Raw genomic sequence first — 13,846 nt, 5'->3', positions numbered from 1 at the left:
TTATGAGCATTAATTACTCATAATGAGGGAATTATGCTGGGATTAGCAACCTTAGATGATCTATCCTATGTATTAGATAGTAGCAATGATCTTCCTGAAGACATCTGTTTTTCTGGTGAGTTAAGACGGTATGTTGAAACTTATAAAAAAAGGCCGAGTTTTTTTAAGCCGTATCAAAATGCCAAAGAATTTGCTGGTGGCATACTTGCACCAATGATTTATCCACTTGGATTGACTACCTTAGGTACCATGGGTGCACTTGCTGTCGCCATTGCGCCGGCTATTTGCGTGGGAAGTCTGCTTTTTGCACTCGGTACTGCTGCTTTTGGTGCCTCAGAACTCAGTGAAAATGCTCTAGAAGTTGCTGCTCTTTCTTTATATGTTACAGCGTATGCACTTGTTTTATCTACAGCAAGTTTTTTATTAGCGATTCTTAGTATTCCTTGTTCCTTAGTTTCTTTGGGAACGCGTACTCTGGCTACAGTCGGCTCAGAGATTAGTAAATGCATGAATGATGGGGTATTGGCAGCAGAACTGCAACAAAGAATCTCTTTCTAAAAAGTATAATAATTTAACGAGAGTTCGGGATAAGGATTTTATTTGATCCCGTGCCTCCTGGTTTCGTTTGGTCTGAGGAGATGCGCTAGCATGTCTCGAAGCCTTAACAGGAGGTTATACTAAGGCGGCGTAAACGCCTCCTTAGCGCGAGCGGGTGTAATGGTTTATCCTTAACTCACGTTTAATTTAAATGTATGGAGGGGTTGTGCCAGCGTTTACACGTTTATGTAAGAATGTTCATATTAGTGTAGCTCATAATACAGTGACTCTATATGTACCAAAAACAGTACCCTGGTATTCTTTGTACCAACAAATGATGCGATCAAATTATTATGATCCTACCAATAACTCTATACTAAAACCCATTTGGCCTTTACGGATATATAATCCATTTGATCCTGAAGATCCTTTTGTTAAAAGGTTATCACCAGTACAACCGGTTCATCGCGAGTATCCCGATCATGAATATTATCATGATGATGCATTGGACAGGGAAATTACTCATTTCCATATGAAATTTACTAGAAACATTAGTATTCAAGATTTCGACGTGTTTTTAACTATATTAGTTGAGAAAGACATAATTGATAGGAAGGAAAAGGAAGATTGTTTCATTGCATTTATACAGGCAAGTCAAGATGCGGTTACGAAATTTTATGATGAGTTGGCAACAGTTCAGCTAAAAGCACTTGAATTAAATGAAAAGGCTAAAACTAATCCCAAAGCCTATCAAAAAGCTGCAGAGGCGGCTGAAGAACTTTATGACACCTTAAAAAATGAAGCAAGAACTTACTTCAATAACAAAAATGCAAAAAAATATGAGTTGTTTCGTTCCAATTGTAAACAAGCTATAAAAAAAGCCTCTAAAGAACTACAAAATCATCGTGGTTGGGGAGATGTCTTACTTAATGTGAGTGCTGCTATTCTTGGTTTAGGGATTTTATATGTTGCCGCTCTAGGAATTAATTATGCTTGGACTCATGGAGAGCATTTGTTCTTTCATTGTGATACAGATTCTATAAAAAAAATTAAAAAACTCGAAGAAGCTCAGTCTGCACTATTGAGAATTTAACGCTTTTTACGATACATTTTGTTTAGGTTATTGAACCTAGAATTGAATTAGACTCTGTTTTCAAGTACCATTTTGTTTCATTTAGAGCCTCATTATGTTGTGAATTAAACTATGTCTAACGCTAAAATTCTTATTGTCTGGTCAAATTATTACGAAGAGCTCGCTGAAAAACAATTAGCAAGTTGCTTGAATTTGTTAAAATCATCTGCATATGAATATCAAGTTGAAACAGTAAATGCTGGAACCTATGAAATTCCAGCCGTTATAAACTATTATCATAGCCATAATCCATTTGATGGTTACATTCCCTTAAGCTTATTACTCAAAGGAAAAACGGATCATTATGAGTTTATTTGGGAGCATGTAAAAGAGTGTTTTATTCAATTTGCCATGAATGGTTTAATGATTGGCAATGGTATTATTTCTGCTCCGAGTATGGAATTATTGAGTGAACGCGTTGAGAATGGCGAAAGAGTTAGAGAAGCTTTTCAAGCAATGAGTTATCTCCTGCAACTTACTAAGAATAAACGTTAAGTTATGGCGAAAATTTTAATTATTTCATCGTGCATCCATAAGGAGTTATCTACGCAGCAACTTTCGTACTGCGTAGAGGTTATTAAAAACTCTGGTTATGAATATCAAATTGAATCATTTCAAGCAGGTACTTATGAGATTCCTTTTGTTATTAATACTTTTCAGAAAAAAAATCCCTTCGATGGCTACATTGCATTAGGGCTGCTTTTGAATTCAAATAGAGATCACTATAATTACATTATGTCTCATATCAATACTTGCTTTACCCAATTTGCGTTAAATGATGTCATTGTAGGAAATGGAATTATTTCTGGCAGCAATTTGGATGATCTATCTGCTAAAGTGAATAGTCCTGATCCTTGTCTTTCAGCGTATACATCAGCATTTAATGCGGTTGATTATTTGATTCAATTGAAAAATAGGATCGTGTAACATAAAAGGCTAGAGTCATGTTCCAATGGCTGAAAGAGTGGTGGCAAAAACGGATTGTTCAACATTCTCCTATTTCTGATGCTGAGTGGCGTCATGCATTTCAACGTTTGTCTTTGCTTCAGCGCCTGAATGAACAAGAAAAAATAAAGCTTAAGCAATTAGCCATTTTATTTCTTCATTACAAATCATTGGAAGGGAGTAATGATTTTCAGGTTACTACAACAATGCGATTAAGCATCGCTTTGCAAGCCTGTCTCCCTATTTTGAATCTTGGATTAGATTGGTATGATGATTGGGTATCCATCATAATATACCCTGAATCTTATTCGCGGCAAGATAGAGTGGTTGATGAATACGGTATCGAACATCTAGGAAATGCTCATTTAAGTGGTGAATCATGGCAACGTGGCCCAGTCATTCTTTCCTGGAATGATGTGCTGCATCATGGTGGAACTGATGGGCGTAATGTAGTGATCCATGAATTCGCACACAAATTAGATATGCAAAATGGCAGAGCAAATGGATTTCCTCCACTACATAAAGGTATGTCCGCTCAGCGGTGGGCTGCTGAATTTAATAATGCGTATAATGATTTTGCAAATCGCATCCAACACAATGACGACATCCCAATTAATCATTATGCGTCCACATCTCCAGCCGAGTTTTTTGCTGTATTTAGTGAGTTATTCTTTGAAAAGCCCGATGTTATCCGACATTATTATGCAGAAGTCTATGAGTTACTAGTCCAATTTTACCGTCAAGACCCACTTGTATTATAAAAAATAATATACCTAAATTTTACCATTTAAATTTATATTTTGTGTCTCTAGAGCTCCACCCATCAATAACACGCACATCAAGTTGTTTTTCTGAGATGAGATTGAATTCAATGCGTGAGCCCCAGTAAGGATTATAAAAATTAAAATCGTGTTGCGTTTGTGCGGTTATTAATGAGCAATAAAGCCCTCTCGGCTCAGGAGCTCCCAGGCCATCACCATAACCTAAATCCAATTGGGTGGATCCTTGCGAATTTCCATCTGCAGTAACTGCATTTAGCCAATTACATGTAATCGAAGCAAATTGTGAATGTTTATTTTCCAGTGTCAAACAGCTTCTATGATGGATGCATGGTTTAGCAAAACTTATCCCAGCAATTAAACTTAAACTAATAAACGTATAAAATTTTAACATTTCTCGAACTGATTCATTAAACTGAATTTATTTCTACCATGGCTATTTAGTTTTTGTCAACGTATCCTATTTGTTCTAAAAATAACGCGAGTAAATGTTTGTATAAGTACCATCTTGTTCCATAGCATGTAATGCATTATTGATTCTAGAGATAAGTTCGCCTTGATTGCGATTTGCTAGAATGCCATAACCCATACCAAAAGGTATTGCCTTGTCAACTAACTTAAAATTGTCTGGGTTGTTATGTACCCAATAAGTTGCGCCGATAAAATCAAGCATAATAAGATCAACTTCTTGATCTGCTAAGTCTCTTAACATATTTTGCTGATTATCATAGCTAACCACTTCAATGTTATCGTATTTTTTCTCTAAAATAGATTTGAATACGGTACCTGCTTCAACACCGATCCGTTTGCCTGTATTAATGTTAGTATTATTAATGTTCGAATCAATCGTTGTGAGTAATTGAGCTTGGGTTTGTAGATAAGGTAGACTAAATAGATAATAAGCAAGTCGCTCTTCAGTAATAAAAAAACCGTCTATGCCTAAATCAACCGTTCCTTCTGCTACGGCTTTCATAATAGCTTCAAATGTCATGGGCTCATAAACACAAGTTGCATTAATTCGACGACAAATTTCATTAAGGAGATCTATTTCAAATCCTGTAAATACTTTGTTTTTGGTTGCTAGCATTTCCATGGGGGGATTAAAGGATGATGTACCAATAATGAGTTTTTCTGCAAATGAACTTGAGTTCGTTATAAATAGAAGCAACGCTAATAATACCTTCATAAAATAAATTCCCTATATATTTTATCTTGAAGAGGCAGCGAAAGTTAGTAGATGTTGCGATGATTATACAGGAGAAAATAGCAACATCATTTCTTTATGAACAGTTTAAGCCACGCAGTGGGATACTGCAAATAACATTTGGTATTTGCAGCCAAATAATGAGTTATCATAATCCTAGAAAAGCAGTAGGACGCAACTGCTTTTTCTAGGATAACTGGTCTCAAGTTAAAGTAGCTACTTGATGTTCTTCTTCATTGATTAGATTAGACTGGCTCGAATGCACGCTTTGTAGCGATGTTTTTTTAGGGATGAGTTCTTCTTCATGTGATAAACTCGCTTCATATTTTAAGAGCTCGCTTGTTTTGAAAAAGCGCTGCGTTTGATAGCGTGATTTTTGGTGCTCTGTTTTTTCTAATGCCTCAATAGCGGGCTCTGTGATTTGTAACTCTTTTTGTATCTCAATAATTTGTTGTTTACAGGTTTCTTGTAGAGAGGATATAAGCTCATATTTTGTTTGCTGCAAGTGCTCGGCTATGAGCTCGATTCGTTTATCATCAAGTAATTGATTATGACTTCGTAACTCGTCGATACATTCAATTTCTTCCTTTTGAGTTTCCTGTATGAGCCGCTTATATTGTGCGATTAATTGATTGATGTAAATGATTCTTCCTTGATGATAAAGGATTTGACTCATTAAAGAAGCGCTTTCAATATAGCCACAGTTAGACTGTTGTCTCCGCTCTTGTGCTGCTTTAATTTTAGTTCCTATTTCTAATACTTCCTTTTCTTGTATACGGATTTGTTCCTCAGTATTTCGTATTTTACTTCGAGCATCTTCAATATTTTTATCTATCCTTGATTGCTCTTTAATGAGCTCATTAAAAAGCTCATCTGGATTTTTATGTAACATTGTTTTTAGTTGATTGAGATCGACTGGATTTTTGGTCCAATCCCATAATTTCATTTCATCAATCTGTGTGAGCCTTTTTTGAATGAATTCGGGAAGTTCCGAGCGATCAATATTAATGCTATTCCAATCCTCAGTTAAAAGGGCTTTTAATCTAAATAATTTCTCAAATTCTGCGTGTTTAGGTAGAGGGAGGATTTCAATTGCACTTTTATCAGATAAGTTGAGCAGGGCTTCTTTATTCTCCTCAAGTGCTGTTTTTAGTTTCTTTAGCTCATTTCGCTCATTTTCTACTCGAGTTAAAAAGGAGGATTGATATCCTGTAAATCCTTCTTTTAGTGGAGCATCTGCTACTTGTATTTCTATGTAGGACTGAATTCCATCAGTGCCATTTTGAATACGAATTTGCTCAGGATTTACATTCAATAAGTGTGCTAATCGAGTTGTTTTTTGGGTCAATAAATTTTCTAGTGTGTTTTGATGCAGTCCATCAGTTTTATTGAACTCCTTAATCGAGTTAAGTAGCTTTTTTTTCAAGGCCTTAAGTTGACCTAAATAAGGTTTGTATGCTTCGTAAGTACTAAAGCGCTCTGTGGCTTCGTAGAGTTCTTGTATAATGTGGTTTGGATTATCCTGACTTTGATGACTTATGTTGAGCAACGTCTCTTGTAGATGATTCCAGATGGGATCATAAGTTTTGAAGAAGTAAGGTGAAGTTTTTGCCAAATAATGGCGAAATGCAGTGATATGGTATTCTGAAACCACTTTATCATGACAGTTTTGTCGAAAATTAAGATCACAATGTAGGGGATGAGTTAATGAATCTATTGCATGCACGGCATCATTGATAATAGTGCGCGGAGATGAGTGACCTACCGAAAATAAATATTTATCTTTTAAAATAGCTTGGTGTTTTTTAAGTCCAGTATAGAGAGCCTGAATTTTATTTTGGTCTTGACATGACGTGATTACATCCTCAGCCAGATTATAAAGAGCTAAGGCTGCTTCTTTGGCTACAGTACGTTCAAACAAGGCGTGAAAAGGTTCAGGCTTTTCTTTTATCCAAGAAAGCTCGGCGCAAAGACGTTGAGCCAGTTGTTTCATTATTTCTTCGTTATAATGGATTTGTAGATTTTTTAAATGGGTATCTGCAGGTAAGCCCGAATTTTGATATAGAGTGCAAAAATTAAGAACTAGGCCTTGAATTTTAAATTGTTCAACTATTGAAAACCGTGTTGATTCTTGGCAGTGATGGAGCATTAGTGGCTTCATTTGAGACAACAATTCTTTGACTTTGTTACTGTCTGCCTTCATCAATTTCTTTTGATAATATTGGATAATACTTTCAGTAATTTCTTCCTTTTCCTCGTTATACAAAATTTTATTTTTTTTCTCGATCACTTTGTTAATCACTTGGGTGATTATTTCAGGTATAAAAGAGGAGTTTTGTGAATGATTTGGGAAAAATTTTTCTATGGCCTCTGGACAAGCAGTACAGAATTCTCCAATTAGTCGCGGTAGAATTTGTTTACTTTGCGCAAGCTCCAAATCTGTTTTCATCTGACCAACAGGCCTTGTATAGTCAAGCACAGCTCCAGCTTTATCAGCAATGATGGTTTCAAGATTTTGCTGCATGAGTGCTTTGGTAGCGTCTGTAAATGGTTTTGATTTTTGCTGTAATTGTGTTTGTACGTTTAATTCTTGAGCGAAGTCTAGTTGTTTTAAATATTTTAACCTTAAACTTTGTTCGTTCGTGATGTGTGTTGCTTTTTCTGCTTTAGCTGTCCACTTTTCTTCGCGAGCAATTTCCCAAAGTTTACAGGCGGCGTTTTTAAATTGGTTAATACTTGCAGCAAGAGTACTCTCGGTGATACTTGTTTCTTGAGAGCGGGTCAGTTCACCTAAAAGTGCTTCACGCCACTGATAGAATTCAAATTGTATCTTGGGATCATTTGGGTACAGTTCTAGGAGTAAACCTTCCCAGGCCTCAATTTGTTGCATTAATATTTGTTGAGCCTCATCAATCGCCTGAGTGTATAGTCCATCAATAGTGGCTTGTGATTTGATTTTATTTTTTAATAGCTCAACAGTGCGTTCATTAATGCGCTGGCGTCTCCAGGGTATAACATAATAAAAAAATTGACTTAATAAATCTTTAGGTGGTTTAACTTGGTAGATAGGAAGCCATTCACCTGGCTTGCCATTTCGAGCAGCACGCCCAGCAATTTGAGTAGTCATTCTTTCTGTATCGGGATATGTTTGAACGACGAATAAACCTTTAGGGTGATCTCCTGTGTTTATATCGATACCTTTGGCAAGCATCGCCGTACCTACAGTAATGGTATTGACTTGTCCAGCTTGCTTAATGATGCGGTCCAACTCACTAGGACTTTCCTTTCCAGTAATAGTTTGAATTTTAAAGCCTTGTTCTTTATATGTTTTTAAACTCGAACTAAGTGCCTGTGCTTCATCAAAATCCTCACTAATGACAAGAATGGGTTGAGTTTGGGTATGACTCCATTTTTCAATAGCGCTTTTAGTTTGTGTAATTAATGCTTCACGTTCTGCATAAGTTTGAATTTCAGCATCAGGATTGATTTCCATTGTAGGTTTAGTAATAGGACATTTAATCTTGTTCAGAGTTTTATGGATTGCTTGAATGGTTTCTTCACGATTTAAAGTAAAAACAGGCTCGTGGTTAATACGTTTATCGCCTGCATAGGGAGCAACACTAATTGCCTGCGTACCGATTGCGGTGGCCAAACTTTCTAATTCTCGCTTATCTCCTGGTGTTGCAGAAATTCCCAGCAAACGTCCTTTGGTATGTTGATAAAATTTGATTAAACCTCGGGCTGATTGGTTGGACAGCACGGCAGGAACTGGATCAATAACAAAATATTGAGCGTGATCTTTGCGTTCCGCTTTCAAACGGGCTTGTAACGCTTGTTGTACTGCTTCAGTAAAAATAGATCCTGTTTTAGGAGTACTACGTATTAATGGCACACAAATAATTTTTTTGGTAGCTTCGTGTCCTGATTCATCTTTTTCTTTAAGCGGTTGGATAATAAAATGTTTGTTTTCTACAAGTGTTGCTGCAATACAACTGGCATGAATCCATTGTTTCAATTGAGTGTTGCTTGATGCCATCAAATAATTTTGTTTTTCAACACTGCCTTTGAATTGCTCATTGATTTCCTTATTTAGGAATAAACGGAATTGCTCTAGATCTTCTTCTTCATCCCAAACTTTGCCTTGTTCGGGATCGATATTACGAAATGCTGGTAGGTTAATGAATTGATAAGCAAGTGGATAAATCCACTCAGCAGGGTTATTATCGTGATTTTCAGTTTCTGCGACTAATTTATAAAGAGTTACTTGATCTAAAAGAGCATCATCACATTCATCTAAAACAACATGAATTGGTCCATTTGTTTCAAGTACTTTTTCTTTTTTAGATTCTTTTGCTGATAAGCGAAAAAAAGCCATATCTTCAATAGTAGAACAGTTGATTCCATCATGCTGATACGCTTCTGGAGGGCTGTCTCGTTGGATAAGTGCGGTTTTAATTTCTAAAAAATTAAAGAATGGTTCGCAATTATTTTCGAAATCGCGAATTAAAAGTTGTGGATTAGCGGTACACTGATCAATGGTTCCACCTTGAGTCCATTGCAAAACAGAAAGCATTGGCGTATTGATACTTTTTCCTTCTCCAGTTTTGATACGCATTAGTAAATTGGACGATGGATCATTTAGCGCAAGTAAAAGGACTAGCATTTGTGTGGTATTTGGGAATAATCCTGTAGTTCGAAAATAAATTTCTCTAAGATAAGCTAAAAGTTCCAAATAGGTGATTTCGATTTGTTCTGGATCAATTGATTTTGAGCGTAGTTGGTCAAGTAATGTTTTTGCTCGTTCTTTTAAATCGTGGCGTGAACTTGCAGTTAATTTTTTTAGAGTTTTAAAATCATAAGGATTTAAGGGATCGGTATAACCCAATGTTTCGATAAAAGTTAATTGCTTGGCAAGTTTTAATTGCAATGAATGAGGCAAATCCGTTTCACAAAGTAAATCTTGTAAACTTATTAAGGCCTCCTTTACTCTATCTGTTGCAAATTGCTTGCTTAAATCTCTTTGTTCCCCTGTTTTAGCAAAGGGATTCGTATCAAAGCTTAAGCAATAAGCCCGAAGTTTTTCTGAGTCATGGGCGAGTAATGCGGAGTTTAAGCTTTGAGTATTAGGATAGGGGGGAGTGGTAAATAATTTTAAAACTTGATCGATATCTGCTGAGGAACGTCGTCCTAAACCCTTAGTCACTTCTAATAGAGCAAATAAGTTGACTGTATAGTCTTTTCTGTTTTGTGCTAGGCCAGTTAAAATAGTTGCAATTTTTGCTCTATTTTCCTGATTGATTTGAGCTAATTGTTGAAGAATAAGTGGATAAGCATTGAGATCCTGATCGGGATTTTCTGGTGAAAAACGGTTTAATAAAGCAATACAAAGTTCTGCTTGATCTTGATTATGAGTTAAGAATAATTGAGTTTGCTGTACTAGGTTTTGTACAAGCTCGGGGGAGGCTGTTCCTGAAAGATCGGTTAAAATATGAATTATTTTTTTTATAATTAATGACTTAATGTTTTCGGGAAGATTTGATTTTTTTAATTCATTTAATGCAGCTAAGGGAAAAGGGCTAGTGCTTTTTAAATTATGGGCCATGCTCATTTTGAAGAACATTACTTGAGCTTCAGGATCAAGATCAGTTAATTCGAAAAGTTCAACTAAACCATTAACTCCTCGCTCAATGGCAGCACTATCTGCATCAGGATTTTCTTCCAAGGCTTGTGTTGTCAATTTTAAATAGAGATCTAAATGTGCGGTGTTGTCTTGAATCAACTCATTAATAAGAATTTGTTTTTGAGTATAATTTAAACGAGTTAAAGCGCCTGAATTTAGTTGTTTATAAATTTTATTAAATTGTTCAGGTAACCGTTCATGAATATCAATGAGTAAATTGAGGTACTTGGCGATGGATTCAATTTTGTTTTTATAATCTTGTAAGGATTGATCAGAGGGTGCGTTTTCAACAAGTAGGGCAGCTTCATTAAGAATACTTCTTTCAAAATCAGGATCTTGGGTATTGAGTTGTTGCAGAGTTTTCTTTAATGCGGGCAATACTTTCTTCTGAATGAGTTCTTCTTTGAAAAAGAAAGTTAAAGAGTGTGTGTCATTAAATGCAGCCATCCAAGAAAGACTTGTATTGATGTCTAAATCTTTAACGAGAAGTTTATTTTGAGGGTTACCAAAAAAGGCATTCATTTCAGAAATAAACAACCCATGCAGCTGACTTAAAATAGTTGCAAATGCTGAACCTGTTGTATTGTCGTTCGCATTTCTTTTTCCGGTAAGCAAGAAACTTAAAATATATGCTCCTTTCGTTTTTCCAAGAATACCTACTCCATACATACCATTCAGTAATATAGGTTTCTTCTCTTCAAAAAAACGTAATTTGTCGATGACATCTGGAAACTTGGGGTTGGGGCTTTGTAATAAAGTAACCAGATCATTTACTGCATCAAAAAGTGGTATTAACTCTTGATTCAGTTGTTCTCTTAATTGTTGCGGTACAATAAAACTTTGTAGATTTTTTTGTAACACAGCTTTGAGGGTATCGATTTTAAACGCAGCGCTTCGTTTTTTTATAGCGTCAACTAATGCATCGACAATCAGATCATCAAGCTTAGAAATATCACCATTGCCTATCACGCAACCCGGTAAAAGATTTTTTTCAATGATGTATTCTTTTAACCAAGCCTCTTGTTTTTCAACCGTTTTATGTTCTGTTGGAATAGAGTCTGAGGCGTTTGTAAGTGTTTCAATGAGCGTTTGAATTTGCTCAATTTTGGGCAACGATTGTGATTTAGAGAGATTGATTTGACTTAAAGTACTCACAACGATTTTGCTGAACTCATCACCTTTTTGAGTATGTAATCGTTGCAGGGCTAATAATAAATTATCAATATTTAACTGGGTTAAAATGGGTTCATTAAGTTTTGTTAATAACTTGATGAGATCAAAGGATAGACTGTGGCGATTCTCCTGTATTATTGTAGTGAACGAGTTTATGACTGAAGGCGAGTACAGATTGTCATCTAGTGATGGAGTAGTTTTTTGAATACGTTCTTGCAGTGTGTTAAATACATCAAACCCTTCATTCTCCAAGCAAGAGATAAGTGGATTAAGCAGATCATTTTTAAAATTTTTATTAGGTAATACCTTTTTAATGTCCATGCACTGTTTCAATAAGAAATCTATTTGTGCTAAAGACGGAGTGGGTTTAAATGTAAAGCAGCGTGAAAAGGCCTGCAGCAAATCACTGCGGTGATTTTTATGCAATTGTTGCAGTGAGTGAATACAACCGAGTAAGTTTTTTTTCCATTGTTCGACACTAACGGTTGTTTTGTCTGCAAAAGTGCAGGTCAAGATAAAAATTAATTGTTTTCTTTGTATCGGTGTCCAAGAATGGAGTTTTTCAATTTCATGCAGTTGGTCTTGGATATCGGACAGTCTGAGTTCTTTATGCCAATGTTGTCCCATATATCGAAATAACCAAGGAGTAAGCTCACAATGTTCATTTTCGATTTGTTGGTACATGAGCGCTGGATCAGTAATGGTATCTTCAGAATTTTCAATTTTCATGCAAGAAGCTACTTGCTTGAATTGTTCCGAAGCAGATTTTTGCGTCATTGCATGGTGAACGCCTGTTGGACCCCAGTTAAGCTGAGTTAAAGAAAGGCATTGTTCCTGAGGGTTTTCTGCATGCTCGATAACATCTAATATGCGGTTTAATGTGATGAGAAGATGACCATTATATTCAATAGGGCATGGATTAGGTAGAGTCAGATTTTTTTCTGCAATTCTGGGTAGAAAGACTTGAGTATATGCCTCAAAAAAAGTATTAAAGTCAAAACTATTTTTATCATAGTTTAGGTGAGCGGTGGCTAAAACATTCCACCATTCCTTCTGTTCCGCAGGGAGACGAACTAATTTTTGAAGATTTTTAATCCCTCTGGTAGTCAAAAGTGAATTTTGTACTCCTGGATTTTTAAGAAAATCAAGACTAATTTTTTTGTTTAAGCATGTATTGAGCAGTCTCACTAATAAAAGTGTATGTGCTTCGCCACCAAGTATCACTTGTTTGCATAAAAATGGCACGAGAGACTGAATTTGTTTTTGCGAAATAAGCGCTTGAGCATTGGGTTTATTGATTTGAAGTAACGTTTTGACTTCATCTTCATATTGAGGGAATAAACTGATTAAAGCATTTTTTTGCGCTGTTGAGTAATGAGTTTCCATTAGTAAAGCCAGAGTGTTCTGCGGAATATTAGGTACTATACTGGCTACTAGTTCTGTAGAGAGTAAAATAAGTGGATCTTGTTTTTTGAGGATAGGAGCTAATGGAGACGGAAGCTTTCTAGGTGTATCAGTATAACAAAGTGCTTGTTTGTCTTTGTTAATATAAAATCCTTTGGGTAGATTGTTGGGAATAATTCCATCCAGAAATGCATAAGAAAATTCTTTAATCTTTAATACAGCAGATTCTTGTAAGTAGTTAATGCCTAGGGCTTTAAGCTGTTGAGTAAGTCTTGGAAATTCAGGTAATTCAATAGGAATTAAAATAGGGGCTTCTGTTGCTATGTGTTCTACATGTTCATTTCGAGTATCCTGTTGAATGCTAGGGGCTTTAGGTAGCACAAAGCTTTTTTGAATTTGAATACGAGCTCGAACAGATTGGGAGTTTGTAGCTAAAGCCTTTTTTAAAGGATAAATTTTAGGCTCGCTAGAGATATTTTGGAGTATTGTTTCTGCTGTTTTATTTAATACTGTTCGGCGAGCAATCAGGGCAAGCTGATTTGAGGCTTGTTCCTGTCCGGGGATTTTAAAAATAAAGAGACGTTTGCGTGGCTCACTCACGAAACCTAATAAAACATCAATGTCCTTTGCAGAGATTTGCGTTTGATCAAGTTCAACTTCTATAGGGGAATAATTAATCTCAGTTTCATATGAAGTAATCAAGTTTTCCAGTAACGATTGAATGTATCTGTTTTTTGAAGATTGAGTCACAGCAAAACTCCTGTAGTATTAAAGAAATATGCAGCAATATTTCTGCTTTGCTCCGCAAGCGTATGGCAAAAAAGAAAAAATCTGTTTCTTTTTCATTAAATGTGATCGTATTATAATGAAAAATAAAGATTGTACAAAGCATATAATGTTAATTAATTATGCATAAAAATCTTTTTTAATTCAATTGGATGTATGTTGTACAGTGCGGAATTCTGACTCTTTTCGGGTAGTAATAAATCTGT

At 35.7% G+C, this 13,846-nt stretch carries 8 protein-coding genes; 5 read left to right on the top strand and 3 right to left on the bottom strand.

Annotation, left to right across the window (positions count from 1 at the left end; translation table 11 throughout):
• The first annotated feature begins 33 nt into the window (after positions 1 to 33).
• From Lgra_RS06205 to Lgra_RS06185, 5 genes are all read left to right on the top strand, one after another.
• A complete protein-coding gene (locus tag Lgra_RS06205; RefSeq protein ID WP_058498392.1) occupies positions 34 to 558 on the top strand; it encodes a hypothetical protein in 525 nt (174 codons plus the stop codon).
• Between the two features lie 205 nt (positions 559 to 763).
• Complete coding sequence (locus tag Lgra_RS06200; RefSeq protein WP_238584375.1) at positions 764 to 1,630, top strand: hypothetical protein; 867 nt, start codon at positions 764 to 766, stop codon at positions 1,628 to 1,630.
• Positions 1,631 to 1,741: 111 nt separating this feature from the next.
• Positions 1,742 to 2,164, top strand: a complete 423-nt coding sequence (locus Lgra_RS06195; RefSeq protein ID WP_058498390.1) for a 6,7-dimethyl-8-ribityllumazine synthase — start codon at positions 1,742 to 1,744, stop codon at positions 2,162 to 2,164.
• 3 nt (positions 2,165 to 2,167) lie between these two features.
• Entirely contained in the window at positions 2,168 to 2,596 is a 429-nt protein-coding gene (locus Lgra_RS06190; RefSeq protein WP_058498389.1) for a 6,7-dimethyl-8-ribityllumazine synthase, read from the top strand.
• A 17-nt stretch (positions 2,597 to 2,613) separates the two neighbouring features.
• Entirely contained in the window at positions 2,614 to 3,375 is a 762-nt protein-coding gene (locus tag Lgra_RS06185; RefSeq protein WP_058498388.1) for a M90 family metallopeptidase, read from the top strand.
• Between the two features lie 19 nt (positions 3,376 to 3,394).
• On the opposite strand, the gene Lgra_RS06180 is transcribed toward Lgra_RS06185, so the two are convergent.
• From Lgra_RS06180 to Lgra_RS06170, 3 genes are all read right to left on the bottom strand, one after another.
• Positions 3,395 to 3,787: a hypothetical protein gene (locus Lgra_RS06180; RefSeq protein WP_058498387.1), complete on the bottom strand. Its 393-nt coding sequence runs from the start codon at positions 3,785 to 3,787 to the stop codon at positions 3,395 to 3,397.
• A gap of 75 nt (positions 3,788 to 3,862) precedes the next feature.
• On the bottom strand, positions 3,863 to 4,579 hold the full coding sequence (locus tag Lgra_RS06175) for a transporter substrate-binding domain-containing protein (RefSeq protein WP_058498386.1): 717 nt from the start codon (positions 4,577 to 4,579) through the stop codon (positions 3,863 to 3,865).
• Positions 4,580 to 4,799: 220 nt separating this feature from the next.
• Positions 4,800 to 13,604 carry a preprotein translocase subunit SecA gene (locus Lgra_RS06170; protein ID WP_058498385.1) on the bottom strand — a complete coding sequence of 2,935 codons (8,805 nt, stop codon included), beginning with the start codon at positions 13,602 to 13,604 and terminating at the stop codon, positions 4,800 to 4,802.
• Positions 13,605 to 13,846: the final 242 nt, after the last annotated feature.

It is taken from the genome of Legionella gratiana (assembly GCF_001467695.1).
In the GTDB taxonomy this organism is placed as follows: domain Bacteria; phylum Pseudomonadota; class Gammaproteobacteria; order Legionellales; family Legionellaceae; genus Legionella; species Legionella gratiana.
This window is presented reverse-complemented; position numbering and strand designations above follow the sequence as displayed.

Bases quoted from the DNA above. Each gene is read 5' to 3' on its own strand.
- Lgra_RS06205 (WP_058498392.1), top strand. From the start codon at position 34: ATGCTGGGATTAGCAACCTTAGATGATCTATCCTATGTATTAGATAGT.
- Lgra_RS06195 (WP_058498390.1), top strand. From the start codon at position 1,742: ATGTCTAACGCTAAAATTCTTATTGTCTGGTCAAATTATTACGAAGAG.
- Lgra_RS06190 (WP_058498389.1), top strand. From the start codon at position 2,168: ATGGCGAAAATTTTAATTATTTCATCGTGCATCCATAAGGAGTTATCT.
- Lgra_RS06185 (WP_058498388.1), top strand. From the start codon at position 2,614: ATGTTCCAATGGCTGAAAGAGTGGTGGCAAAAACGGATTGTTCAACAT.
- Lgra_RS06180 (WP_058498387.1), bottom strand. From the start codon at position 3,787: ATGTTAAAATTTTATACGTTTATTAGTTTAAGTTTAATTGCTGGGATA.
- Lgra_RS06175 (WP_058498386.1), bottom strand. From the start codon at position 4,579: ATGAAGGTATTATTAGCGTTGCTTCTATTTATAACGAACTCAAGTTCA.